This is a genomic window from Sorangium sp. So ce406, assembly GCF_051474675.1.
Taxonomy (GTDB): domain Bacteria; phylum Myxococcota_A; class Polyangia; order Polyangiales; family Polyangiaceae; genus Sorangium; species Sorangium cellulosum_G.
This window is the reverse complement of sequence record NZ_CP150340.1, coordinates 8,580,548-8,605,631: the sequence shown is the minus strand read 5'-3', so window position 1 is coordinate 8,605,631 and position 25,084 is coordinate 8,580,548. Positions and strand designations below refer to the sequence as shown.

The 25,084-nt window shown below is 70.3% G+C and carries 17 protein-coding genes; 11 read left to right on the top strand and 6 right to left on the bottom strand.

What is annotated here, in order from left to right; genetic code table 11:
• The first annotated feature begins 199 nt into the window (after window positions 1-199).
• The 3 genes from WME96_RS32060 to WME96_RS32050 all read left to right on the top strand — a co-directional run bounded on the left by WME96_RS32060 (window position 200) and on the right by WME96_RS32050 (window position 3,886).
• Window positions 200-1,315, top strand: a complete 1,116-nt coding sequence (locus WME96_RS32060) for an ADP-ribosylglycohydrolase family protein (protein WP_437285385.1) — start codon at window positions 200-202, stop codon at window positions 1,313-1,315.
• A 401-nt stretch (window positions 1,316-1,716) separates the two neighbouring features.
• Entirely contained in the window at window positions 1,717-3,132 is a 1,416-nt protein-coding gene (locus tag WME96_RS32055; protein ID WP_437285384.1) for an AAA family ATPase, read from the top strand.
• Window positions 3,092-3,886: a hypothetical protein gene (locus WME96_RS32050; protein WP_437285383.1), complete on the top strand. Its 795-nt coding sequence runs from the start codon at window positions 3,092-3,094 to the stop codon at window positions 3,884-3,886. The genes WME96_RS32055 and WME96_RS32050 overlap by 41 nt, the downstream gene beginning before the upstream one ends.
• On the opposite strand, the gene WME96_RS32045 is transcribed toward WME96_RS32050, so the two are convergent.
• A complete protein-coding gene (locus tag WME96_RS32045) occupies window positions 3,801-6,239 on the bottom strand; it encodes an NACHT domain-containing protein (RefSeq protein WP_437285382.1) in 2,439 nt (812 codons plus the stop codon). The genes WME96_RS32050 and WME96_RS32045 overlap by 86 nt on opposite strands.
• Window positions 6,240-6,406: 167 nt before the next feature.
• Here WME96_RS32045 and WME96_RS32040 point away from each other — a divergent pair, with 167 nt between their 5' ends.
• The 5 genes from WME96_RS32040 to WME96_RS32020 all read left to right on the top strand — a co-directional run bounded on the left by WME96_RS32040 (window position 6,407) and on the right by WME96_RS32020 (window position 10,762).
• Window positions 6,407-7,291, top strand: coding sequence for a helix-turn-helix domain-containing protein (locus WME96_RS32040; RefSeq protein WP_437285381.1), 885 nt, complete (start codon window positions 6,407-6,409; stop codon window positions 7,289-7,291).
• A 137-nt stretch (window positions 7,292-7,428) separates the two neighbouring features.
• Window positions 7,429-7,923 carry a VOC family protein gene (locus WME96_RS32035; protein ID WP_437285380.1) on the top strand — a complete coding sequence of 165 codons (495 nt, stop codon included), beginning with the start codon at window positions 7,429-7,431 and terminating at the stop codon, window positions 7,921-7,923.
• Window positions 7,924-8,175: 252 nt separating this feature from the next.
• Window positions 8,176-8,667: a DUF1360 domain-containing protein gene (locus tag WME96_RS32030; RefSeq protein ID WP_437285379.1), complete on the top strand. Its 492-nt coding sequence runs from the start codon at window positions 8,176-8,178 to the stop codon at window positions 8,665-8,667.
• A gap of 122 nt (window positions 8,668-8,789) precedes the next feature.
• Window positions 8,790-10,013 carry a hypothetical protein gene (locus WME96_RS32025; protein ID WP_437285378.1) on the top strand — a complete coding sequence of 408 codons (1,224 nt, stop codon included), beginning with the start codon at window positions 8,790-8,792 and terminating at the stop codon, window positions 10,011-10,013.
• A complete protein-coding gene (locus WME96_RS32020; protein ID WP_433928119.1) occupies window positions 10,010-10,762 on the top strand; it encodes a ferritin-like domain-containing protein in 753 nt (250 codons plus the stop codon). Before WME96_RS32025 ends, WME96_RS32020 begins: the two co-directional genes overlap by 4 nt.
• A gap of 157 nt (window positions 10,763-10,919) precedes the next feature.
• Here WME96_RS32020 and WME96_RS32015 read toward each other — a convergent pair whose 3' ends face one another.
• Window positions 10,920-11,672: a dienelactone hydrolase family protein gene (locus WME96_RS32015; protein WP_437285377.1), complete on the bottom strand. Its 753-nt coding sequence runs from the start codon at window positions 11,670-11,672 to the stop codon at window positions 10,920-10,922.
• Window positions 11,673-11,973: 301 nt separating this feature from the next.
• Here WME96_RS32015 and WME96_RS32010 point away from each other — a divergent pair, with 301 nt between their 5' ends.
• Window positions 11,974-15,030: an NAD(P)-binding protein gene (locus tag WME96_RS32010; RefSeq protein WP_437285376.1), complete on the top strand. Its 3,057-nt coding sequence runs from the start codon at window positions 11,974-11,976 to the stop codon at window positions 15,028-15,030.
• A gap of 586 nt (window positions 15,031-15,616) precedes the next feature.
• On the opposite strand, the gene WME96_RS32005 is transcribed toward WME96_RS32010, so the two are convergent.
• The 3 genes from WME96_RS32005 to WME96_RS31995 all read right to left on the bottom strand — a co-directional run bounded on the left by WME96_RS32005 (window position 15,617) and on the right by WME96_RS31995 (window position 19,819).
• A complete protein-coding gene (locus tag WME96_RS32005; protein ID WP_437285375.1) occupies window positions 15,617-16,993 on the bottom strand; it encodes a serine/threonine-protein kinase in 1,377 nt (458 codons plus the stop codon).
• The gene (locus tag WME96_RS32000) at window positions 16,962-18,503 is read right to left on the bottom strand and encodes a hypothetical protein (RefSeq protein ID WP_437285374.1); all 1,542 of its coding nucleotides are present in this window, start codon (window positions 18,501-18,503) and stop codon (window positions 16,962-16,964) included. The genes WME96_RS32005 and WME96_RS32000 overlap by 32 nt, the downstream gene beginning before the upstream one ends.
• A 449-nt stretch (window positions 18,504-18,952) precedes the next feature.
• Window positions 18,953-19,819, bottom strand: coding sequence for a hypothetical protein (locus tag WME96_RS31995; protein ID WP_437285373.1), 867 nt, complete (start codon window positions 19,817-19,819; stop codon window positions 18,953-18,955).
• An 853-nt stretch (window positions 19,820-20,672) separates the two neighbouring features.
• Between WME96_RS31995 and WME96_RS31990 the strand changes: the two genes are divergently transcribed.
• Entirely contained in the window at window positions 20,673-21,707 is a 1,035-nt protein-coding gene (locus tag WME96_RS31990) for a hypothetical protein (RefSeq protein ID WP_437285372.1), read from the top strand.
• Window positions 21,708-21,816: 109 nt separating this feature from the next.
• On the opposite strand, the gene WME96_RS31985 is transcribed toward WME96_RS31990, so the two are convergent.
• The gene (locus tag WME96_RS31985) at window positions 21,817-22,362 is read right to left on the bottom strand and encodes a hypothetical protein (protein WP_437285371.1); all 546 of its coding nucleotides are present in this window, start codon (window positions 22,360-22,362) and stop codon (window positions 21,817-21,819) included.
• Between the two features lie 1,159 nt (window positions 22,363-23,521).
• On the opposite strand from WME96_RS31985, the gene WME96_RS31980 reads away from it, so the two are divergent.
• Window positions 23,522-24,973 (top strand): RNA polymerase sigma factor, encoded by a 1,452-nt coding sequence (locus WME96_RS31980; protein ID WP_437285370.1) that lies wholly within the window; start codon window positions 23,522-23,524, stop codon window positions 24,971-24,973.
• Window positions 24,974-25,084 lie beyond the last annotated feature (111 nt).

Genomic DNA, 25,084 nt, shown 5'->3' with positions numbered 1-25,084 from the left:
CTGGAGAGGAACAACGCTTCTTCGCGGCTCGACCCGGAGGCGCCGAGCGGGCCATGGGGAGATCCGCGGCGGCGCGACACGATGTCTACCGGCGCTGACGGAGCCTGCCAGGATGGCGAGCTGCGCCGGGGCGGGCGCGTCGGGCGGCGCGGATCTCCGCGGGCGCGCTGCGGGCACGGTCCGTGAATGGCGCGCTCGCATGTCCATCCAGACGACACCCATCGATCGCGAGGACCGGCTCACCGGTGTCCTTCTTGGCGTGGCGGTCGGCGACGCGCTCGGTCTTCCCCGAGAGGGCCTCTCGCGCCGCCGCGCCGCGCGCCTCTTCGGCTCGGCGCCGCTCGAGCATCGTTTCGTGCTCGGCCGCGGGATGATCAGCGACGACGCCGAGCACGCGTGCATGACGGCCCAGGCGCTGCTGGCCGCGCCCGGGGACGCCGCGCGGTTCGCGCGATCGCTCGGGTGGCGGCTCCGCGGCTGGCTCGCCGCGATGCCGGCGGGCGTCGGTTACGCCACGTTGCGCGCGATCGTCAAGCTATGGCTCGGCTTCTCTCCGGAGCGGAGCGGCGTCCGCTCGGCCGGCAACGGCCCCGCGATGCGCGCGCCGATCCTGGGCGCCGCGCTCGCGCTCTCGCCCTCGCGCATCGAGCCGATGGTGCGCGCGTCCACGCGCCTCACGCACACCGACCCGCGCGCCGAGGAGGGCGCGCGGATCATCGCCCTCGCCGCCGCGTATGCCGCCGTGCGCGCGCCGGAGCAGGTGAATCCGGCCGAGCTCCTGGCGCTGCTCCGCGAGCGCGTCTCGGACGGGGAGCTCCGCCGCCGGCTCGACCGCGCGGCGGAGCTGCTCGCCCGGCGCGCCTCGGCGGAGGACTTCGCCGCGGCGATCGGGCTTCACGACGGCGTGAGCGGCTTCATCGTGGACACCGTGCCAGCAGCCCTGTTCTGCTGGCTCGCGAACGTGGGTGATTTCCGGCGCGCGGTGGAGGACGTCATCCTGCTCGGGGGCGACGCCGACAGCACCGGCGCCATCGTCGGCGGCCTCGCCGGCGCGACGCTGGGGGCGCGCGCCATCCCGGAGGCGTGGCTCGGCGGGATCGCCGACACCCCGCGATCGGTCGGGTGGATGCGGCGGCTCGGCGCGCGGCTCGCGCGGGCGTTCCGCGGCGAGGAGGCGGGCGCCGCGCCGGGGGAGCGCGCTTCGGGTGGGGAGGGGCCACTCGGCCTCTTCTGGCCGGTATTGCCGGTGCGCAACCTCATCTTCCTGGTGCTGGCGCTGAAGCACGGATTCCGGAGGATGCTGCCGCCTTATTGAGTCGGGCCGACGACAGTTTGCCGAGGCCTCGTCGGGCGCGGGCAGGTCCAGCGTGTCCGCTGCGCCGCCGCCGGGGCGGAGCTCATCCTCGCGCCCGCCCGGCCGGGATCGGCGCGAGCTATGACGTGCTCGATGGAGACCATGCGGATGGACGGGAGTGAGCGCGATCTCGAGGAGTTCGCGGCCGGCGTCCTCCGGAGCGCCGCCCCGATCGAGGCGCCCACCCCGTTCGAGCGCCGGATGCGCTGGGACCTACGGGGAACACGGGCTCCATCAGCGCCCTCTCCCTGCGCTCCGGCATCTCCGTCTCCGCCACCCGGTGCCGGTGGGAACGGGCGTCCGTCGCCGGGCCGTCCTGATCGCGCGAGCGTCATCGCGACGATTCTGGCTATAGTCGGCGCGTGACGGCGCGCCGCAAGCAGAGCAAGTCGCCGCCCGTGCCCCCACCGGGGCCAGGCACAACCGGTGTTTCCCGGCTCGTCCTCGAGAACGTGCGCTGCTTCGCGCGCGGCGAGGTGCCGCTCGGGGCGCAGGTGACGGTCGTCATCGGGCAGAACGGCTCCGGCAAGACGAGCATCATCGAGGCGCTCGCCTCGCTTGCGCCCGGCGACGGCGAGGGGCTCGACCGCTTCCCGCTCCGCCGCGGGGCGTCCGGCGGCGCGATGGCGCTCCACGGGACCGGCGCCGAGCCGCTCGCGCGCTGGGCCGATGGCGAAGGGAGCGCCGAGCGCTCGCGGCTCTCGCGCGGCCAACACGTCTTCGCGTACGGCCAGTACCGCGCCCTGCGTCCGCCGGCGAGGAGGCGCCAGGCGACCGGCCCCGTGCTCCTCGGTCCGGAGTGGGAGCAGGCGCTGGCCCGGCCGCTCCCGTCGCACCTCGAGGACGCGCTGCGCCGCCCGGCCACGCGCACGCTGGTCGACTTCGACGAGTACCTCTTCCGGGATCTCTCGGCCTATGTCGCGCTCCTGGACGAGCGGGGCGAGTACGACCCGGCCGCGCGGGCGGTCTGGGAACGGCTCCGCGCGTGGCTGGTAGGGCTCGACAAGCGAATCGAGGGGGTGGTGATCGTCGAGCAGGAAGGCCGCCGCGTGGCGGCGTTCCGGCGCTCGGGCGTGGTGCTCTCGATCACGGAGCTCTCCGACGGGTACCGCGCGATGCTCTCGGTCGTGCTGGATCTCGCGATCCGCTACGCGCAGCTCTTCTCCGCGCTCGACGATCCGCTCGCGGGCGAGGCCATGGTGGCCATCGACGAGGTCGACCTGAACCTGCACCCTCGCTGGCAGCGGCGGATCATCGACCAGCTCACCGGCCTGTTCCCGCGCACGCGCTTCGTGCTGACCACGCACTCGCCCGCGGTGGTGCAGGCCGCCATCGACGACAGGGAGCGCGAGATCCAGGTCCTCGTGCTGGACGAGAAGCCTGGCGAGGGCACGACGGTGCGGCCGTTGACGAAGGGCGATCTGGAGCGGCTCGACGGCGCGGAGGTCGACTCGGTGATGGTGGACGACGCCGTCTTCGATGTGCCCTCGCGGCTCTCGCCGACGTACGAGGCGCTGGAGGTGAAGGCCGCCGAGCTCCGGCGGAAGGTCGAGGGCGGCACGGCGACGGCGCGCGACCGGCAGGCGTTGCTGGACACGCTGGATCAGCTTCAAGGCGTGCTCGCCCGGGAGGAGGAGCGGGAGGGCAAGGGGCCGCTGCTCTCCGAGATCGCGCGGACGCAGATCGCGCTGCTCAGGCGGCTGGATGCACAGCTTTCCGGGAAGGGAGGGGGACGGCGTGATCCGGCTCCGGCGAAGAGGCGTAAAGCCGCCCGCTGACTGGCAAGAGACGGTCGACGCGGCGCTCCCGGACGCGGCGGCGTTCTGGAAGAAGGCGCGGGCCTTCGAGAGGCTCGCCGAGCAAGGGGCGAAGCGGAAGAAGGGGTTCGCCAGCTACGCGCCGGAGGCGCTGCCGTGCGATGAGAAGGGGAAGCCGGAGTTCCCGCCGGTCTGGCGCGCCGATGAGCGGGTGCGGCAGGCGATCGCCGGCATGTCACACGGCTTCTGCGCGTACTGCCAGTCTGCGGTGAGCTCGAATCACCCCGGGACGAAGGGGGAAGAGAAGCCGCCGGGGCAGGTCGAGCACTTCCGGCCCAAGGCGCGCTTTCCCGCGCAGGCTTACGAGTGGAAGAACTACTTCCTGGCGTGCATGGCGTGCAACGGCGCGAAGCACGACAGGTGGCCAGCCGGAGGGTATGTTCGCCCCGACGAGGGCAGGCCGGGCAGCCGCTTCGTGTTCGCGGAGGACGGCGGGATCGAGGCTCGGGAGGGCGATGAGCAGGCGAGGCGAACGATCGAGGACTTCGGCCTGAAGCGTCACTGGCTCACGCAGCACCGGGGAACGGCGATCCAGTGCCATCTCGACTTCGTGAGGAGGCTGATGGGTCGTCCTGGCATCGAGCTTCAGGACATGCTGATCACGCGGCCGGTGGCGTTCTCCGAGGCGATCAACCAGAACGTGCGGCGCGTCTGGGCGAGCGGGCAGCGGAAGCGGAGGAGACCTTCGCGTGGGCGGCCTCGGCGCGGGCGATGAGCGCTTCGAGTCTATCGGGCCCTTGGGAGGGCCTTCCGAGCTCTTTGTCGATTTCCTTGGAGACTTTCAGCGTTAGAATGGCGCTTGGGTGAGCCGACGGAATGGCGTCAAGGAAGGCGGAAAATGCTGCCTCCGAAACCTCGATCAGGCGCACCATGGAAGAAGCGGCACACTCGGCCAGTGTCGTAGTCAAATTGCTCATTTTGGTGACGTTGGTGAGCGGATGAACTGTCTCGCTCGGATCCTTGAGTAGCTTCAGGATTGCCCTGGTCGCCGGTTCATATCGAATGAAGCCAAGCGCCATGATGATCGAAGCTTTATCTTCCGTGCTCGCCTTGTCGAGCAAGCGAAGGAGCACCGGTCCAGCCACTTCGCCGAGAACAATCAGCGTCCGGAGCTCCGTGAGGCTCGTCGGCGGGACCAGCCGTGCCACGCGTTTCTCGATCTCCTTCCTCAATGGCTGTCTCACCTCGATGGCAGTCTCGGTGCATTGCGCTGCTAGCATCGTGCCTTCAGCCACGTCATCGCCATCCCTGTCGAGCAGCCCACGGATGATCTTGTCGGCGTGCGCGCCTGGGAACCCGGCTGAAAGCACGATGACTTCGTGCCACCACTTGTCCTTGTAGCCACGTAGAAGCTCGTCGTACGCATGCGCGTTCACCAGCTCCATCGCAGCGAGGTACTCCTGGAATGTCAGGTGGGAGAACGCGAACGACCCTGGCGCCCGCTCCACGAGCACGCCGTTGCGGTCGCGGATCTCCGCTACGATCGCGGCCGCCTCGTTCTCCGGGCGACCGAGATCCGGCAGGTGCGCCGCGAGGCGCTTGACGACCTCCTCCGCGGGCAACTCCGCCACACGCGCCCTGTGCATCGAGAGCGCGAGCCGGGCGAGCAGGGCGCGCTTCGCGTGCGCGTCGAGCTTGCCGATGGTGGCGTCCTCGGCGAACTTGGCCCGGTCCCACTCGTAGAGCAGGACGTTGGTGATGGCTTCGTAGAGGGCGACGCGCCGCTCCGGGATCCGCTGTCCGAGGAAGCGGTGGACGACGCAGATGACCGAGCAGAGGAGGGGAGTCTCCGCGAGCCTCTCGATCGCCCGGCTCGCCCGCACCCTTTCTTTCAGGTCGTCCGCGGCGGCACGCGCGTCGATCTCGGCCTGTCCGCGCGGCTTGTTGAGGCTCAGCTCGGCGGCCAGACACCATCGGTCGATGAAGACGCCGACCTCCTCGCGTATCATCGGCAAGAGGCGTACGCGTGCAAAGCCCTTCGGGGCGATCTCATCCTTACCGGGACCGGCGGCCGGCCTCGTCGTGACGATCACCGAGGTCCCTGGATAGGCGTCGAGCGTCGCCGCGAGCGTTGGAAGCACCTTCCCTGCCACGTCGGATCGCGCCTCGTCGAGACCATCAACCAGGAGCAGCGCTCGACCGCGCTGGAGCGCTGCTTCCACGAACCAAGCATCCGCGCCAGCGACGCGAGCGATATGCTCCGGGTTCGCTGTGGGTTGTTGCAGTGCTCGAACCGGAACGAGGAAGGGAATTGACGCTGGATCACGGCCTGGAGTGGAAGTGGCCAGCTCGCCCCTGGCGGCGCGCGTGGCCAGGTATGCGAGGAGCGTAGATTTGCCGCTACCAGGCTCGCCCACGATCAGGAGCCGTGGGTGGTTCACGAGCGCCTCCGTCGCGAGCACCCGCGGCCGCTCCAGCTCACGCAGCATGGCGCTGGCCGCCTTGACTTCTGCTGTCGTCACTTCATCCTTTGGCCGCTTGCCAGCCGCTCTCCTGAGCTTTGCCGAGCGCACCGCGTCGGACGGCTCCTCGACGTGCAGCGGCACATAGGCGATCTCGAGATCCTGCCGCACGCGCGCGCTGAGCTGGAGCCCGCGGATCTCGATCTGCCCGTATCTCGCCTCGACCTCGCGCCGATAGGCCCGCTCCGCCGCCGCGAAGCGCGCTTCCTCATCACCCCGGGCCGCCGCGTCGAGCACGGCGCGTTCCTCGGCGCACCGGAGCTCGAACGCATCCGCCTCCGGAAACGCATCCTCGAAGCCCTTCTGTCCCCACCGCTCCACGAGCGCGCGCAGCTCGCCGCGCAGCCCCTCAGGGACCGGATAAGGCCCGCGCGCCGCGAGCGCGTCGAGCAGCCGCCGCCTTGCCCGCCCTCGCCGGTTCTTGCGGACCACCTCGGGCAGGCCGTCGCTCGCCTGAGGGTTATCCGGCAGCTCGGCGAAAATCCTGTCGAGCACCGCCTCCGGCGACTCCGCTGCCGCAGCTTTCACCTTGGCCTGGCGCTTCGCCCCGGCGGCGGCCTTACCTCGCCCCGTCCCAATCTTCGCCTGTCGCACGGCCGCGGTCACGAGCCGGCATCCTAGAGATCGCCCTCCCCACCGTCCAGCCGCCGAGCACCGGCGGTCCCGCTCGCCGCTCGACCGCAGCTCCGCGCGCCCGGAACCCCCTCGTCGCGGCCTCCCCGCGCCGCCCGCCTCCGCCCATGGCATGCTGCCTCCTCCCCCCGGGCCGCCCCATGCACTTCGTCACCCACACCCCGTCTCCCCCTCTCGCCCGCTTCGTCGGCCGGCTCTGGTACTACGCCGCCCCCGAGCTCCCCGATCTGCTCGAGCGCGTGCTCCCCACCGGATCCATGAGTCTCCTCATCAACCTCGCCGAGGACGAGCTCCGCTGGTACGACCCCGCCGCGGCGACCGCCGCCGCCGCCTTCGCCGCCGACCCCACCTCCTCGCCCGCCCGCTGCCAACGCCTCTCCGGCATCGCCGTCTGCGGCGCCCACGCCGAGCACTTCGTGATCGACACGGCCGAGCAGCGGGCGATCGTGGGCGCCGAGTTCACCCCGGGCGGCGCGTTCCCGTTCTTCGGCCCGGACGCCGAGGCCCTCGGCGGCACCCACGTCTCGCTCGACGCGCTCTGGGGCCGCGAGGCCGCCCTCGTCCGCGAGCGCGTCCTCGAGGCGAGCACCCCCGAGGCCAGGCTCCGCGCCCTCGAGGCCGCCCTCGCGGCGCGGCTCCTCCGCCCTCCCGCGCGCCTCTCTGCGCGCTCTCCCGCGCGCGACCCCGCGGTCGACTTCGCGCTCGCCGCCTTCGCCGACCCGTCCCGCGCGTACACCGTGTCCGACGTGATCGGCCAGCTCGGGATGAGCTCGCGGCGGTTCATCCGCAGCTTCACCGAGCAGGTCGGCCTCACCCCGAAGCGCTACTGCCGCGTGCGGCGCTTCCAGCAGGCCCTCTCGGCGATCGAGCGCGGCGAGCGCGTCTCGTGGGCCGGCGTGGCTGCCGCGTGCGGCTACTACGACCAGGCGCACTTCATCCACGACTTCCGCGCCTTCGCGGGCCTGACCCCGACCGAGTACGCCGCGAAGCGCCGCGAGCGCAACCACGTCCCCCTCGGCGGCTGAGCCGCCCCTGCAGCCGCCCTGCCACCTGAGCCGGCGCCCTCGGCTGCTCCAGCCCTGCCAGCTGCGCCGCGCGGGCGGCTGATCCGGCGGTCACGTTTTTACAATACCCGCTCTGCGCCCGTGGACATGCTCCGTCCATGACCAAGCGACAGCACCCCATCGCCCCGCCCCCGTACCACACCCTGGTGGCGCGCCTCGTCGTCGCCGGCGCGTCGGACGCCATCGCGTTCTACAAGAAGGCGTTCGGCGCGACAGAGAAGCTCCGCCTCGCCGACCCCAGGCTCGGCGGCGCCATTGTCTGCGCCGAGCTCGTGATCGGCGACTCCCTCTTCAGCGTCGCGGACGAGGCCCCTCAGTGGAACGCGCGCGGGCCGAGGGCGCTCGGCGGCACGCCGATCGCCCTCACGCTCAACGTCGAGGACCCCGACGCCGTCGCCGCGCGCGCCGTCGAGGCCGGGGCCAAGATCATCTATCCCATCGACGACCAGTTCTACGGCCGTCGCGAGGGGAGGATCGAGGACCCGTTCGGCCACCACTGGGTCCTCTCGGCCGTCATCGAGGACGTCTCGGTCGAGGAGATGCAGGTGCGCATGGCCAGGTGGTGGGAAGAGACGGGCCCGAGCAAGACCTGATCCGCAGGCAGCGGACATCGATCCTTCCTCCGAGCTTCGACAGCCCACCTCGGCCCGCCTCGACAGCTCACCTCGCTCGGGCGCTCCCTCGCGCCCGCGCCACACATCATTGCAGAGCCCGTTCACCGCGCGTCCCGTGTCCCGCGTCCATCGATTCCGTCTCACCCGCCACCACGCCTGTCGAGCCCGCCAATCCGCGCTCCGGCCCTCGCTGGAGCCCGCAGGGCATGCTGGTTGCGTGTGGCCGCGGTCATGCTGACGTTCGATGCGCTGCTGGGGCAGGGCCACGACGACGAGCCCCTTGCCCACTACGTGAAGCTGATGGGTACTTACCTGGCCCTGTCGGCTGGCGCCTTCGCGCTCATGGAACGTGCCGGGCGACCGCTTCCGTCGCGCATTCCGCTCCGCGACGCGGCGCTGCTCGGGCTCGCCACGAACCGCCTGAGCCGGCTGATCACGCGCGACAAGGTGGCCCGCGCGGTGCGCGCGCCGTTCACCGACGTGGAGCAGGACCCCGCGGGCGGTACGCGCGAGGAGCCGCGCGGCGAGGGCATGACGCGCGCCGTCGGAGAGCTCCTCACGTGTCCTCGGTGCGCCGCGATGTGGGCCTCGCTGGCGTTGACCATCGGTTATTTCGTGTCGCCCCGCGTCACGCGAGGAGCCTCTTTCCTGCTCGGCGCCGCGGCGATCTCTGACTTCGTCAACACGTGGTACGCGCACGTCATGAGCGCGGGAGGAAAGTAGCGCCCAGGCGATTTGCGACAGACGTGGCCAAGTGCCCCATCGCGGCGCTTGACCCTCGCGAACAGGGCGGGCGTTCCCGCGTGGAGCGCCCCTTGCACACACACCGGAGACTGGAGGTCAAGGTGGCACTTGATTTGTTGAACGAGCGGGGCACCCCGCTCGACAAGCAGCAGTTCGATTGGCGGGAGCTGGTCAGCATCCCGTCCAGCAAGCTGAACGATGACGCGTTCACCCGCGTCCGGATCATCTTGATGAACGGCATCGAGTCGGAGGCCGTGCGCTTCTCGCATGCTTGCGCCCGCATGAACGGCGCGCTCCAGCGGGAGCTCGCCCTCATCCGCCGGGTCGAGCACCACCAGCAGACGATGGTGAACTGGCTCCTGCCGGGCGATCTGTCCGTGCTCGAGACCACCATCGGCTTCGAGCAGGTGGCCATCGAGGTCACGGCGTCGGTCGCGATGCAGGAGCCCGACGAGTACATGGCGCAGGTCTACCGGTTCGGGATGCTCGAGGACTTCGACCATCTCTACCGCTACTCGGCGCTCATGGACCGGGTGCACGGCAAGGACTCGAACAACATCCTGCAGTGTTACACGGACGTCTGCCCCGGCAGGCCCACGAGCGTGGAGCATCGTCACCCCGACGACGACCTGCGGGCCCCCTACGACCGGAGGACGGCGGCGCCGCTCACCAAGCTGCACGCGCTCACGATCATGGCGTCCGAGCACCAGACGCACGACTATTACATGAACGTCGGGCCGACGTTCGCCGACCCCATGGCGCGGCAGCTCTACGCGGAGATCGCCTCCATCGAGGAGCAGCACGTCACGCAGTACGAGTCGATCATCGATCCCAGCGAGACCTGGCTCGAGAAGTGGCTCCTGCATGAGGCGACCGAGGTCTACAATTACTATAGCTGTGCGCGGTCCGAGTCGAACCCCCGGATCAAGGCCATCTGGGAGCGGTTCGTCGATTACGAGCTCGGGCAGCTCCAGCACGTGCGCCGCCTCTTCGAGAAGATCGAGGGGCGCGACGCCGCGGAGATCCTGCCGGCGGAGCTGCCGGATCCCATCGAGTTCAGGAGCCACCGCGAGTTCGTCCGCCGCGTGCTGCAGGGCGAGGTGCACCTGCGCGCGGTCGGGAAGAACATCGTGGATCCGCGCCAGGTGCCGGAGACGCCGCAGACGCTCGCCTACCGCGATCGGCTGAACATGGCGGGCTCGCCGTCGGAGACGGTGGCGGCGGGGTACGTGTACGTCCCCGGGACGGAGCTCGCGGTCCAGGCGGCGCAGGGCAAGCAGGCGAACGGTAACGGCGCGAAGGTTTACAAGATGAGGTCAGCATGAAGACCGAGACCACCGCGGGGATGAACCGCACCGGAATGGACATGTCGCCGATGGACTCGAAGGAGCTCGTCGTTGGCGCGCGGATCATGCCCCCGAGCAGCGCGGGCGACGATTCGGCGATCGCCAGCGTCATTGCCCATTACGCGCGGCGGGAGGAGCGGGTCGGCACGATGCCTCCTCCTGGCACGCTGAAGGGCGCCGTGAAGACGGCCCTCCAGGCGCTGAAGGGCGAGGCGCCGCTGGTCCTGCTCGACAAGCTGGGCGAGCGCCTCGCCTTCGAGCGGGCGGGCAGCCGGCTATGGAAGGGCGTGCTCGCGAAGTTCGACGCGCTCGGGTCGTTCGAGGGCGGGCCGACGCGCGAGGAGATCGAGCTGATCTACCGCGAGGAGTCGGAGCACTTCCTCCTGATCGCCTCGGTGATCCGGATGCTGGGCGCGGATCCCACGGCGGAGACGCCGCTGGCCGACGTCCACGGGGTCGCCTCGTGCGGCCTGATCAAGGTCGTCACGGATCCGAGGACGAACCTGGCGGACGCGCTGGAGGCGATGCTGATCGCCGAGCTGACGGACAACGACGCATGGGATGTGCTCATCGAGATTTCCCAGGGCCTCAACGACCAGGAGCTCATGAATCAGTTCATGGCCGCGCGCGCCGCCGAGGCGCGCCACCTCACGATGGTGCGGACCTGGATCAAGGCGTCGGTGATCGCCCGGGCGAACGGCGACCACGCGAACATGGTGGCGAGCTGATCGCGAGGCTCGTCGCGTAGATCGGCTCAGGACCGCGCGTCGCGGGCGCCGGGCGGCGGGGTTTCCCCGGCGCGCCCGGCGCCCGCGCGCCCGTTTTGTGGGCGGGCGGGGCGTGTTGTGTGGGCGGGCGTCGTGGCTCGGCGCGCCGCGCGGCGTTTCAGCCTGAGCGGTGATCGAGGATCTCCTCGAGGAAGCTCCGCATCGCGGCCCACGACCGCCTGGCGGCTGCGGCGTCGTACCGGATGCCCGCCTGCGGGAGGTTCGCGCCCGGGTAGGTGAAGGCGTGCATCGCGTGGCCGTAGGCGTGGATCTGCCAGTCGGCCTTGGCCTCGGTGAGCTCGCGCGCGAGGGCGAGCACGTCGGCGGGGGGCGCCATGGGGTCTTCCCAGCCGTGGAGCACGAGCACCTTGGCCGTGATGGGCGCCTGCGGTCCCAGGTTCGGCGGGTGCAGCAGGCCGTGGAAGCTCACCACGCCTTGCAGGCCCGGCGGGGCGCTCCGCGCCAGGTCGAGGACGCACAGCCCTCCAAAGCAGTATCCGATGGCCGCGATGCGGTCGGGGTCGGCCAGCGGGTGCTGTCTGGCCGCGGCGAGGCCCGCCAGGAGGCGCCTGCGGAGCAGTCCGCGGTCCTCCACGAGAGGCGCCATCAGCCGCGAGTTGTCGTCCATCTCGCCGCCGCGGACCCCCTTGCCGTACACGTCGATGGCGAAGCCGACGTAGCCCAGGCTGGCCAGCTCCGCGGCCTTCTCGTGCATGGCCTCGTTCTGCCCCGCCCAGGCGTGGGCGATGAGGACGCAGGGCCGCTTCGCGGCGCTGGAGGCGTCATGCGCGACGTATGCCTCGCAGATCGTCCCGCCCTCGGCGTAGTCGAGGCGTTCGGTGTGGATCGGAGGGGGTGTCTGGAGCGGCATGTCCTGTTCCTTTCGAGTGAGGGAGCATTCTGGCTCCGCCGCCAGAAGTCCGGCCAGGGATCCGAAGAGAGATTTCAACGCAAACCTGGGTCAGCAGTCGGGCCAGGGATCCGGACAGAGATCCAACGCAGGGGCGCAGCGCGGGATGCGCCGCCGATCGGGCCGCGGCCGGCCGGAGCGAGAGCTTGGCCGATGTCGCGGCTTTGCTGCTCGGCCGAGCGGTCTCGTTATCCTCGGCTCTATCATTTGTTCTCCTGGCCGTACCGTTCGTCCCCCTGGCCCGAAGAGAGGATGTGATCTCATGTTCTCATTCACCGACCCACCCCCCGGAGGCCCGACGATCGCCTCCGCGCCCCGGCGCGAGAGGATCGCCGTGCTCGGCGGCGGGATGGCATCGCTCACGGCGGCATTCGCCTTGACGGAGACGCCGGCGCTGCGCGATCGCTACGAGATCACCGTCTACCAGGACGGCTGGCTGCTCGGCGGCAAGGGCGCGAGCGTGCGCAACCGAGCCATGCACGGGCGAATCGAGGAGCACGGCCTGCATCTGTGGCTCGGGTACTACGAGAACGCGTTCACCCTGCTCCGCAAGTGCTACGAGGAGCTCGGCCGCCCCGCCGGCGCGGCGATGGCCACGCTGCGCGAGGCGTTCCTCAAGCACAGCGCGATCGTCGTCGAGGAGAAGACCCCGCGGGGCTGGGAGCACTGGAGCGTCTCGTTCCCGCAGACCGACGAGTGGCCGGGCGACGGGCGCCCCCTGCCGAGCTTCGCCGAGAGCCTGCGCGGCGGCGTGCGACAGGTGCTCATCTACGCGCGCGCCTTCTTCGGCGAGCTCGGCGGCCCCCGCCCCGAGGTCGACGACGCGGCGGCGCAGCTTCGAGGGCTCCTCGAGCCCGCGCTCGCCCCCGGCGCGCCGTTGCTCCTCGGCGCCGCCGCGCGCGCCCTCGCCGAGGGGCTGCGAGCGCTGATGGCGCGGCTCTGGACCGCGGCGCGCCCCGATGTCGAGCTCGATCCCGGCCTCCGGCGCCTGTGGGTCGTCTTCAACTTCCTCGGCGCCGTCCTCGTCGGCGCCCTGCGCGACGGCCTTGTCGGGCCGGACGCCGATTTCGAGGCGCTCGACGACATCGAGTTCTGCGACTGGCTCCGTCGACACGGCGCCTCCGAAGTGACGCTCTCGAGCGGCCTCGTGCGCGCGTTCTACCACCTCGCTTTCTGCGACGGAGACGGCGCCGGCGCGGGGCTCGCCCTCCTCGGGATGATGCGCATGTTCACGTGCTACCGCGGCGCCGTTTTCTACAAGATGCGCGCGGGGATGGGCGAGACGGTGTTCTCGCCGCTCTACGAGGTGCTGCGGCGGCGAGGCGTCCGCTTCGAGTTCTTCCACCGCGTGCGCGGCCTCGAGCTCTCCGCCGACCGGCGGGCCGTCGAGCGGGTGGTCATAGGCCGGCAGGCCACGCCGAGATCGGGCGAGTACCGCCCCCTCATCGACGTCGGCGGGCTCCCGTGCTGGCCGGAGGCGCCGCTCCACGATCAGCTCGTCGAAGGCGAAGCGCTCGCGCGCCGCGCGGAGAACCTCGCCTCGTTCTGGAGCGACTGGCCCGACGTCGAGCAGCGGATCCTGGAGCGCGGCGCCCACTTCGATCACGTGCTGCTCGGGATCTCGATCGGGGCGCTCCCGTCCATCGCGCCCGAGCTCATCGAGGCGAGCCCGAGATGGCGGCGCATGATCGAGCACGTCAAGACGGTGCGCACCGTCTCGCTGCAGCTCTGGGTGAATCAGCCCGTCGGCCGGCTCGGCACGAGCGCGCGCGCGCCCGTCGTCGGTGCCTACCGGATGCCGCTCGAGACGTGGGCCGATATGTCGCACCTCGCTCCGGTCGAGGGCTGGCGCGCCGGCGAGGGCGTGCAGGGGATCCTCTACGCGTGCGGGCAGCTCGGCCGCGGCGACGATCCGGTCGCGGCGCGCGATCCGCGCGTGGACGACCTCGCCGCGCTGGAGCGCACCGCGGTCGATTTCCTCGAGAAGGACCTCGGGCACATCTGGCCCGCCGGCAGGGCGGCCCCGGGCGGCGGCCTGCGCTGGGACACCCTGTTCGATCCGGAGGGACGCGCCGGCGCCGAGCGGCTGCGCGCGCAGTACCTGCGCGTCAACGCGAGTCCATCGGATCGCTACGTGCTGTCGGTGCCTGGCTCGCAGAAGCACCGCATCGCGCCTGACGACACGGGGTTCGAGGGCCTCGTGGTCGCGGGGGACTGGACCCGGACCGGCTACGATCTCGGCTGCATCGAGGCTGCCACGATGTCCGGCTTGCAAGCGGCGCGGGCGCTCGGCGCGCCCGTGGAGATCCTCGGCGAGGTCCGGCGCCGGCGGGCTGCGCCGCGCATCGAGCTCCCGCGCTACGTCGACCGCCCGGGCGAGATGGCGCTGAGGTCGCCTTACGTCCTGGAGGACGTGTGGATGACCGCGCTCGTCCTGCGGGCCGAGCAGCGCGCCCTGCGCGCGCTGCTCGACCGTTACCTCAACGTGCCTGCGCGCGGGCACGTCCGGTACGTGCCGGCCGCTCCCTTCGTCGTCCTCGCCGCGGCCTTCGCGGGGCGCGCGTTTTCGGGCGATCCCGGGCACCGGCGCATCGGCACCATGCCGGAGACGGACATCGCCTTCTGGGTGCCGGCCTGGGCCCTCGGGCGCGGTCGCGGCGGGCTGATCCCCGAGCGCCTTGTCTGGTTCCTCCCGCACGTCTTCGTCTCGACCGGCGCCGCTGCCGCCGCGGGGCGCGAGATCTACGGCTTCCCCAAGAGCGTGGTCGACGTCGAGGTGCGCCGCACCGGGTACGCGCTGGATCGGCTGTCGGTCGTGGGCGAGGTGATCGCGCGGCACGCGCCTGACGCGCGCGGCGGCCCCGGCCGGATCCTCGAGGTCACGCGGCGGGACGCCGGCCCGATCCCGCCGCGTGCGCGCTCCATCGACCGGCTGTTCTTCGATGCTCCGGGGCCGCTCGGCGGGCTAGCCCCGTGGCTCACGCCGATCTCGCGCCGCCTCGCCGCGAACGAGGTTACGCTCGCCTTCCTGAAGCAGTTCCGGGATGTCGAGCACACCGATCGCGCCTGCTACCAGGCGATCGTGGAGGCGAAGGCCAAGGTCAGGGCGCTGCGCGGCTTCGGTCCGCTCCCTGGCACGCTGCGTGTGGACTGGGATGATCACGACAGCCACCCATTCTCGGCCGAGCTCGGCCTGGTTCCCGGCGGCCAGGAGGCCCTCGCGGCCGCGTGGGTCGACTTCGACTTCGTGATGGAGTCGGGCCGCGAGGTGTTCAATGCGGCCCGCGACGGCAGCTCGGCGCGGCTCACTGCTCCCTGACACGGCAGGGCGAGCTCGGGGGTGGGCACGAGAGCCATGCCCACAACCCGGCACCTGTCTCCAGCCGCCGCTCCGGGAGCCTGGGTAGGTCAAGGAACGCGTACTGCACCTGCAAGAGGCCGTTCTGGCCGCGCTCCGCCGGATCTCAGGCCGGCGCGCCCAGTGATCCGCCGCCACGCGGCCTGCTCGACGCAGGCAGCGCGGATGCCAACAGGCGTACGGTCCACTCTGGAGTCCCGTTCGAATGCCGTGCGAAGCGCGTCCTCTCTGGTCAGCATGTTCCGAAACGTCCCTCCACGTGCAACTGCCCAACGTATCGGGCTTCAGCCGCGGTGCCGTGCGCTTCGCGCGCGGCACCGTCGGTCTGCAAGCCCTTGTTCGGCGGCCCCCTGTCGGGCACGGTGAGCCGCCTCCCGACGCCTCATCAAAGAACGCATCTAGACTAAAGGGTCCAACCCGCTCGCAGAAGGACGGCTCAGGATCCTTGGCAGGATCCTTGGAACGAGGGCCCGACACCATCAAACAACTTCGAGGACGAACGGGTGACTGGAGGTGTAGTGGGTGTCGGGCACGGCCCGCGACCCCGCTACTGGATGGCCCTCCCGATGGCCGACAACAGGCGGCCCACCGCGTTCGCGGCGACCAGGGTGCACGGGACGCTGTCGATGCGAAGCTCAGTGCCCTTCGACTTTGACAGCGCGCCTACCCGGTGCGTGCGGCTGTCGGGATACTCGCGCTGGAAATCCTGAAGACGCCCATCGATGAGCTTCTTGGCCCTCGTGCGAAACTCCTCGTGATTGACGTTCTCGAAGCGAGGGTCGCCGAGGAGTTCCAAGTGTGCCACAACGTTGATTTGGACCTTGTTTTGATCGATGATGATCCGCCAACGCAGGTTCCCCGACGGGCTCATGACGTATCCGCTCGATGGAGCGAGATCACCGTCGGTGAGTTTGTAGACAATCTGCTCGTAAAAAGCTTCGATGGAGATTGCTTGCTCATCGGACATGGCCGTCGCGAGAACCCCATTCATGACACGCACGACATCCTCCACTACGCCGATCCGCTGCCGCGGGTCGTACTGCGTCATTCTCTTGAGCAGCTCCATAAGCTTCCGGACGGCGACCGCCGGGAGATGATCAACGAGCCGTTGCTGAAAGACCTCCCAGTCCGACTCCTTCCAGCTTCCGTGGGGCGGGGGCGCCTGCCCGAGCATCAGATAATACGTCAGGGCGCCGAGCGCGTAGACGTCGACAGTGGGAGCACGGCGGAAGTGCGTCAGGCGCTCCGCGAACTGCTCGGGCGCGCCATAGTGCATGTTCGCGAACGCCTGCACGGTGTCCTGCGTTTGTCCTTCGATCCAGGCGAGATCGAAGTCGGTCAGGATGGGAACGAGCTTCGCACCTCGCCGCGTCAACAGGACATTCCCAGGTTTGATGTCCCGGTGGTGGATGTTCCGTTCGTGGGCGTCGGCGACCGTTTCCGCGATCTCGGTCGCGACCCGCAGCTGCTCGAAAACGCTGTGGAGCGTGCTCCGTCCTGCTTCGAGATCGGGACCGTCGATGAACGCCATATAGAAGCCGAGAGGCACCTCCGAGTAGTCCACCACATCGACCACGTTGGGGTGGTCCTGGAGGGCCCGCATGGCCTGGTAGCCGCGCCTGAAGAGTCGCCGCTTCTCGGCATTCTCGAGGGCGTCCTGATGATAGAGCTTGAAGGCGAGCGGACGGTGTTCTCCCTGCGGGTCGTCCGAGACGACGTGATACACGGCGCCGAAGCCACCTCCACCGATTCGGTAGCTGATCGTGCCGTGGGAGATCTCGCGTCCCTCTCGTACCATGGAGTGCGCAAGGACCTCCAAATCGGCGAGTCCGCTTCCGCTCAGTGCCTGTTCGACCGCATCTTGGTCGGTCCTGGTGAGCATCTTCTTCGCCTCATCCACCTGCCGATGGATCGACGTGAACACGCGGGACGTCCTCGCAATTGCGTTCGACGCCCCATCGATGAGCAGCCTCCTGCACTCGTTCGTACGCGTCGCGATCAGCCCGACTAAACGCTCGCGCTCCTTGTGTGATGCCTCGGCGCTGTTCACGGTGACGTAGTCCGCGACCGCAACGCTCGCGGCGCGGGAGAACCCGGGCCCCCCCCTCGAAGAGGGACGAGACGTCGCTTGCGTTCAGCCAGTCCGTGAAGAGGTTCTTCACGCGCGTGACCGAATCGGGGAGGTTGCGGATGTCGACCCGCAGCTTGCCGCCGACCCCCTGGAGAAGCATGTTCTTCGAGGCAACGCTCGGTCGATACTTGGACGCCTGACTCTGGGGGGAGAAATGATGGCGATCCCAGTCCTGGAGCGTGTCGACGATGGCAATGAAGAAGAGGTGTGCCTCGCTCTCTAGCCTCACCGTGGGGAAGGGGCCCTCCTCGGGCCACATCGACTTGATTGCGCTCCGGTTGAACTCCCTCCAGTTGATGTTATGGAAGGCGATCGCCTCGATGGCCAGCTCCGTCAGCTTGCCATTTTCGACGAAATCACCCCAGCCCGCCTCGGCGCGGACCCAGACGCTCTCCGGGAGCACGTCACGCTCAGCCTTGGGAGTCTCGACGAGTTTAGTGAGGAATCTCTCGGCCTCGTCGTACAGGAAGCCAAGTACCAGGCCGCCCATCAGCCCGTGATCGTGGTAGGGGGGCCGAGAGGCAGACGACGTAGTGGTAGCGCGCTCGATCTCCTGGGCGATCGAGGCGATCGTGGTATTGGCGCCAAGTCGGCGCCACAGGTCGGTGATAATGCGATCGCCTCGGTTGCTGAGCAGATCGCCAATCGACTCGAACTCGAAGGCGACATGGCTGCCGAGTCGGTATGCGTCGCGTCGCTGCTTGGACGTGAACGAATTGTCGGAACCGAGCGCCTCGATGTAGGCGCGCTCGTTGAGGAGCCTGGCGAGATTGCTCAGGATCTTTTGCTGCAGTCCGACGTCGGTGATGAAATGGGAGGCTTCGAAGGGATAGGCCATGTCGTGCCAGAGCGCCGTAATCGCCCACCACTCGACGAAGGTCTCCAATGTCTCCGCAGAAGTGGGTGTGACCGCGCCGAGCCTCCTCTCAAGGGCCTCTCGCAATGGGCCCACGGTTTCGAACAGGTAGAGTCCCAGTAAGAACGTCTGCAGGGAGTGGATAGTGTGATCGCGGTACGTGTGGTGGAACTCGCCAGCGAACTCGTGCGTCGGCAGGTCGTGATACCAGGGAATCCAGCGGGCGAGCCTGCGCTGGAGCTTCAGCTGCTTGATTATCGCGACGCTCGGCTCGACGCGCTCCTCAGCCGGCGTGGTGGTGTCGAGCGCCGCGACGAGCTTTTCCATGGCGATGACGTTGTTTGAAGCGGTGCGCCACGTGCTGGAGGTCTCAAGCACTGACAGGATTTCCGCCGTCGCTCCGTAGACCGTGAATGTACCTCTTTTGAAAGCGCCTTCCAGTTTCATGACGACGCATTGTGCCGAAAAGCGGTGAACTTTCCAAGCGCGATCGCTGGAGAAAAAATGCCGAGATCCTTCGCCACTTTGCCCGGCCATTCGTCGGCCGGAGCAAAGCCCGCGCATCGCGATGGCACCGCGGCATCAGGATAGAATGCGGCCCTACAACCGCCTTAGCCCTGCTTGGCACCGCGACCGCCCGCCGAACGTCGCAATCCGTTGCGTCGCGGGGCCTAGCGGCGGATTTTAGCATGTAGGCGGCGAGGCGCCGCGGCCAATCTCCGTATTCCCGCGAATAGGTCGCGAAGCTCCGCGGTATATCGGTGTATTCCCGTGGATAGGCAGCGACTTCCGCGACCTATCTGCGCATCTCCGAAGATAGGCCGCCGCTCCGCGTCCAGTATCGCCGACCCCGACGCGCGCCGCGAGGAGCCACGCCCATGGCGACCGATGGGCGGTTACCGGCCGCCCTCCGCGCCCGCCCCGGTGGCCGGCGCTGCCGGAGAGGCCGGCGCTGCCGGAGAGGCCGGCGCTGACGGAGAGGCCGGCGCTGCCGGGGAGGCCGGCGCTGCCGGTGCGCCGCTGGCCGCCTCGCCCTTGGTGGCGCCCTGCGCGCGCCGGGCGCCGGTCTCGCGGTGCGCGTCGAGCGGGCGGAGGGCCCTCCGGACGGCCTCGATCGTCGCGGGGTCGTCCTCGTCGACCATGCCGACCACCTTGGTCGCGTAGTTCACGATGGCGGACTGGATGGCGCGCACCACGGGGGTGAGGTTCGAAGTCGCGGCCTCCTTCTGGAGCCTGTCTTTCACCATCATGTCGTAGCGGGGCACGACGTTGCCGATCTGCTCGAGGAACTCGGGCCCTGCGAGCGCGTCGATCTCCGGCTGGAGCCCCGCCTCCTGGATGTGCTCGACGATGGAGGCCATCACCGTGTTCTGCACGGAGTACTCGGCGGCGAGGAACGACAGGCCGTCGTCGCCGAAGAGCTCGTTGACGAGCTCCCCCGCGCGCCGCGCCTTAGGGAAGCGCTCCTGGGGCAGCATCGAGTAGGCGACGAGGCGCATGCGCAGCCCCCCGAAGCTCCCGTCGGCCTCCCGGTCGAGGACGCGCCCGTCTTCCTCGGACAGGACGCCGTTCTCTCGGCGGCGCGCGGTGAGCGCCTTCTGGCCTGCCTCCCCGGCGGCCTTCAGCTTCGTGCACGCCTTGGCGACGTTCTCGGGCGCCGCCTCGGGACAGGCCGCGACAAGCGCGTTGGCGAGGGTCACGCCATTGGCGATGTTGATGATGGGAGCGCGAACATACACCGATGCATCGAACGTTTGGTCCATGGTGCCACGCTATGAACGCGGGTATATCGAGTCCAGCGCTCTGGGCGTCGCCAACGTGCTCCCGGTGCTGCGGCGACGCTCGAGAGCATGGATGCGACGCGGGCCGTGGAGCGCCGGAGGCAGAGGGCACGCGCGAGGAGGGGTGAAGGGAGGAGAAGTATTGACGTCTTTGTTGCTGTTCATCTCTCTCCCTGTGCGGCGGAAGCTCTCCGTGAACACGGGGGAGGGGAGGGCGGCGCGAGGCGAGCCCTGCCCGGGAGGCTTCCGGGGTTGCCGGAGCGGTCGGCGACCTGATGGCCCTGCCGGGAGGGGTGCCGGACGGGCCGGCGACCTGGTGGCGATACCCGGAGGGGTCCCCGGACGGGTCGACGACCTGGTGGCGATACCCGGAGGGGTCCCCGGGCAGGTCGACGACCTGGTGGCGATACCCGGAGGGGTCCCCGGGTAGGTCGACGACCCGGTGGCGATACCGGGAGGGTTCCACAGCACGATGCCGGCCTGCCCGCAGGTGCCCCCGGGCTTCCTGGAACGGGTCGCCGTCGTGCTGGCGCAGGCCGATCGAGCTCTTTTCGGAGGTCGTCGACCTGCTGGAAAGGCCGGTGGGTTTCCCGGAGAGGGTGATCGACTCATTCCGCAGACCTCGAGGGTTCCAGCGCCGGCCAGGGGGTGGGCGCGGCGGGTCGTCTCGGTGCGGAAAAATGCATTGTCGATTGCCGGTCGTGCTCCGTAATTCCACTCGGAGCAGGCCGCAGCCGGTCGTGGCCCCTCGGCCTTAACCTGGATCCGGTGCCTGACGCTCGAGCGGAGTCCCTTGCGCCATCCACGTCTGAACATTCTCGGGTGGAGTCTTGCCATGTCCCTGCTGCTGGTCGCCCCGCCGGCCCTCGGCCTGGCGCCGTCGGGCGGCGCGCGGCTGTCCTACGCGCGCGGCCCCGGCGCGGAGGGCTGTCCCGACGAGCAGGTGCTCCGGGACGTCGTCGCCGCGCAGCTCGGCGGGACCGACCCGTTCGTGGACGGCGGCGGTCGGCACGTCGAGGTGGTCGTCGTGCGCAGGGGGCGCCATTTCCTTGCGGAGATCGCACTGTACGACGGCGATGGCCGGCGGCTCGGCGGCCAGGAGCTCACGAACACAGCCTGCGGGGCGCTCGTGGAGGACGTCGGCACCGCCCTCGCCATCGTGCTGCGCCCTCCGCGCGCGGCGAGGGAGCCGGCGCCACGGCCCCCGGCTCCGTCGCCGCCCCGTTCTTCGTCAGAGCCCGCGGATCCGGCGCCGGAGGCGGCTTCCCTGCCGGCGCCGGAGGCCTCGCCGCGTGCGGCGGCCCCTGCGTCGGTGCCGCCGTGCCAGCCGTGCCAGCCCGCCGCGCCGGCGCGGCCCGTGCGACGCCCGGGCCCCTCGCTCGCCTGGCCGCGGCTTCAGGTCGGCCTGGGGGCGCTGATCGCTGGCGGCATCGCGCCAGCCCCGGCGGTCGGGATCTCGGCGTCCATGGGTGCCCGGTGGGAGGCGTTCTCGCTCTCGCTGGAGGGAGGTTGGCACCTGCCGGTCGCCGCCGAGCCGTATCGAGGCAGGGTCTTCGGGGTGTCCTGGCTCGGTGGCTCGGTCGTTCCCTGCGGGCACGCAACCTGGTTCTTCGGCTGTGGCCTTGTCACGGCGGGCCGCGTGCGGCACTTCGGTATGCTCAACGCTGTGGGGGAGGCGTTGTGGCCCTACGCGGGGCTCGGGCTGCGCGGCGGAGTGGAGGTGCCGGTCTCGTACTACCTTGCCGCTCGGCTCACTGGCGAGCTCGTGGCCAACCTCGTGCGTCCCACGTCTCATCTCCGTGGCGGAGAGAATTTGTCCGTGGCCGGCACCTCCAAGGCGGGAGTCATGCACCTCGTCGCTTCGTTCTGAGCGGGATGCGATCCGTCAACGAACGTGGCGCGCTCGCCGGGAGCGTCGCGCCTGCGAGGTGAACCAGGCGGCGCGTGGACGCAGCGGTGACGACCCAGGGCGGCCTACTTCAGGCGGGTACCGGCTCGGGTAGCGGCGCAGGGCGGCAGCAGAACGTCGCAGCGCCGAGCAACGCGACGCCGCCTGTCGGCTCGCCGCCCGTCGGCTCGCATGTGCCTGGCTCCAGGCTGACAACGCTCGCGGATTTGCTCCCGAGCGCCATGCCGGGGGAGATCGCGCCGCAGAAGGGGGCCTCGGAGCTCACCACCACGCCGACGACGAACTGCGAGCACGACGCATCGCTGAACGCCGACGCCAGGATGCTGCACGTGCCCCCGGTAGGCTCGGAGCAGCCGCAGGGGGCGCAGCCGCGCGTGTCCTCGACGCTCGCGTAGAAGACGTGCCGGTCCGGGTAGGTCGCCGGGCAGTCCCGCTCGCCTTCGTGTTGGATGCACGTCAGGAACCCCTCGGGCGGCGCGGCCTCGCCGGTCGGCGGCGCCGGGGTGCAGGTCATCCCGGGATCGCCGCACGGCGCGAACGCGGTACCGGTACACGCCCGGGCGAGGAGCGCGAAGCTCCCGCCGGGCCCGGGCTCTCCTGGTTCCTCCGGCGCCATGGCGCTCCTCGGCGCGCAGCTTCCGGGGAGCACGCGTGGTGCCGGGATCTCGAGCGACTGCGCGCACGGGGCGCCGTCGCACATCTCCCCGGCCGCGATAGCGTTCGTGGAGATGCACGCACCGGCCCATCCGTCCGGCGCCGCGAACGAGGTCTCGGCGGCGCCAGGCACACCGCACGGAAAGCTCGCGTGGGCGCGCCAAGCGGCCGGCATCTCGCACGAGGCGTCCGGCGGATCGCACAAGCAGGCCGGGCATGCGCGCGGCGCCGCCGCCGAGAAGTCAGCGCGGCCTTCGTAGGCGACGATGGGCGCGGTAGCGGGGCAATCCGGTGCCCGGTCCTGCGAGCCGATCCAGAGCAGCGCCGGTTCGGACCAGCCGAGCGGCTCCATGGGCACGCATTGTCCCGGACAGGCCGCCGGCGTGCCGGCGTCGAGCTCAGGGACCGTGGCACTGTCAAAATCGGCGCCAGCACCCCCATCCGCGCAGGCATCGCCTGCGTCAGGACCAGCATCGTCGCACGCGTCGGCGCCACCGTCCACTGGCTCCTCCATCACAAGGCAAGGATGGTCCTTGAAGCCAGGCTCAGGATCCCAGGGGCACTCCCAGGCCTCGGGCGCTGCGCAGCCACCAGCCCAGGTCCCCAGCACGACGGCCGTGGCGCCCGACGCTATCACCGCCCCGCTCTTCACCCGTCGAGCCCACCCTCTCATCCTCTCATCTCCCTCGTTCCGCGACGCCGCTGTCGAGCTCGCGGCGCTCACGGCGCTCGCACCGCCGCAGGGAACCACAAAAAGGACGACGCGAGAAGCCGCTCAGCCTCATGGCGGATCGAGACATTGCGTTCGGACAATCGTCGTCTGTTTCTCGGAGCCGTCTGCGCAAAAAGATCGCCTTCCGGCCGCCCCGGCTGAGTGAACCCCAGTCACCAGATGCCCTCATCATCGCCGAGAGCCCGCGGCTGGCTCGTCGGCGGTCGGTCCCCGATGCGCCTGGTTGATTTCACAGCGGAACACGGGGGCGTCACGTAAGACGGCAGGCGGACGGTGACGGGCGAGGAAGCTGCGGGCGCAGCCGGCGGGACCGCACGGCCTCCCGGGTTTTTTCTTTCCCACGGACGATTTCGCCACAATCCGGCCCGTCTCGCCGGAAGAAGAAGCGATGACGGAGTCCCCGCCCCGCCGGCCGTCGCCGGCCCTCGCCCACGACGCCGGCCCCGAGCCCGCGGCAGCGCCGCCGCCGCGGCCCTCGTTCGAGGAGGTTTACACCAGCCTGTTGCCCTATGTCCTTCGGGTGCTCTGGCGGATGGGGGTCCCGGCGCGGAATCTCCGCGATGTGGCGCAGGACGTGTTCCTGGTCGTCCACCGCCGCTTCGAGGAATACGACCCTTGCCTCCCGATCAAGGCGTGGGTGGCGGGCATCGCGTCGCACCTTGCGCTGCGGCACCAGCGGCTCGCCAGGAACCGGCGGGAGCTGCTCGCGCGCTCCGAGGCCGAGCGCGTCGACGTCGCGGACCCGGGGTGCGACGCGGAGGAGCTGTGCGCGCGGGCGGAGACGCAGCGGATCGTCCGGGCGCTCGTTCAGGGGATCGAGGGCGACCGGCGCGTCGTGTTCATCCTGTATGAGCTCGAGGGCGTCGACATGCGCAGCATCGCCGGGGCGCTTCACATCTCGGAGAACACCGCATGGGACCGGCTGCGGCGCGCACGCAAGGAGCTCGCGGCCGCGGTCAGGCGGCTCTGCGCGCGCGACCGCGACGCGCTCGGCGTACATGGCGCGCGCCTCGCGCTGGCGCCGCTCGCCCTGGCCGATGGGCGGCTGCTGCTCGATCTCGGCGACGTGCGGCTCGACGTGCCGGAAGACCTCGGCGCGCTGCTGTGGGCGCGGCTCCAGGGGCTGCTCGCCTCCGGGGAGGGCGAGGGGAGCGCGCCCGTCAGCGAGGCCGCGCAGGCCTCCCCGCCCGACCACGACGCGCTGGAGGCGGTCACTCGGGTGGAGGTGGTGGAGGCGAGCCGCGCCCCCGCGCGCATGGCGAGGGCGGGCGTCGAGGTCGTCGAGGCGGCGCGGGCGAAGCTCGTCGTGGCCGGCGCGGCGCTGTTCCTGGCCGGCGCCGGGGCTGGCTCCGGCGCGACCCACGCCCTCCGGTCGCGCGCCGCCCCGCCGGAGGTCGCCCTCGCGCGCGGCGGCGCGCTCGCGGCCGTCGCGGTCGGTTCGGGCGTCACGGCCGCGCGCGTCGACGTCACGATGTCCCCGGCGTCGACGGCCTCTGCGCCGCCGTCCTCGGCATCGGCGGCAGCCGTGCCGGCGCCGCCCGGCGCGATCGGCGCGAGGGCGGCCGTCCCGCCGCTGGACGCCGACCTGGCCCTGATCCAGCGCGCCATCGCCGCGCTCGGCGCGGGAAAGGCGGCCGAGGCGCTCGACGCGCTCGACCGCCACGCGCGGAGCTATCCCCGCAGCCCGAGAGCCCAGCAACGCGAGACCCTGGCGATCCAGGCCCTCGAGCAGAACGGCCGGCGCGCCGAGGCCGCGGCGCGAGCCGCCCGGTTCCGCGAGGCATTCTCGGGCAGCGCGTACCTGCCCGCCATCGAGGATGCGTTGAACGGCTCCCCGTGAAGTCGGGTCATCTCTCTTCTCCTTACGTCCTATAGATGGCTCGACGGACAGAACGTCCTCTCGATGGCTCGACGGACAGAGCAAACCGTCGAGGCACCCTGGGCGCCAGCA

What these genes read in the sequence shown, in the direction of transcription:
- WME96_RS31990 (WP_437285372.1), top strand. Translation starts at nt 20,673, where the DNA reads ATGTCCCTGCTGCTGGTCGCCCCGCCGGCCCTCGGCCTGGCGCCGTCG.
- WME96_RS32060 (WP_437285385.1), top strand. Translation starts at nt 200, where the DNA reads ATGTCCATCCAGACGACACCCATCGATCGCGAGGACCGGCTCACCGGT.
- WME96_RS32000 (WP_437285374.1), bottom strand. Translation starts at nt 18,503, where the DNA reads ATGAAACTGGAAGGCGCTTTCAAAAGAGGTACATTCACGGTCTACGGA.
- WME96_RS31995 (WP_437285373.1), bottom strand. Translation starts at nt 19,819, where the DNA reads ATGGACCAAACGTTCGATGCATCGGTGTATGTTCGCGCTCCCATCATC.
- WME96_RS32030 (WP_437285379.1), top strand. Translation starts at nt 8,176, where the DNA reads ATGCTGACGTTCGATGCGCTGCTGGGGCAGGGCCACGACGACGAGCCC.
- WME96_RS32040 (WP_437285381.1), top strand. Translation starts at nt 6,407, where the DNA reads ATGCACTTCGTCACCCACACCCCGTCTCCCCCTCTCGCCCGCTTCGTC.
- WME96_RS32015 (WP_437285377.1), bottom strand. Translation starts at nt 11,672, where the DNA reads ATGCCGCTCCAGACACCCCCTCCGATCCACACCGAACGCCTCGACTAC.
- WME96_RS32035 (WP_437285380.1), top strand. Translation starts at nt 7,429, where the DNA reads ATGACCAAGCGACAGCACCCCATCGCCCCGCCCCCGTACCACACCCTG.
- WME96_RS32020 (WP_433928119.1), top strand. Translation starts at nt 10,010, where the DNA reads ATGAAGACCGAGACCACCGCGGGGATGAACCGCACCGGAATGGACATG.
- WME96_RS31985 (WP_437285371.1), bottom strand. Translation starts at nt 22,362, where the DNA reads ATGGCGCCGGAGGAACCAGGAGAGCCCGGGCCCGGCGGGAGCTTCGCG.
- WME96_RS31980 (WP_437285370.1), top strand. Translation starts at nt 23,522, where the DNA reads ATGACGGAGTCCCCGCCCCGCCGGCCGTCGCCGGCCCTCGCCCACGAC.
- WME96_RS32010 (WP_437285376.1), top strand. Translation starts at nt 11,974, where the DNA reads ATGTTCTCATTCACCGACCCACCCCCCGGAGGCCCGACGATCGCCTCC.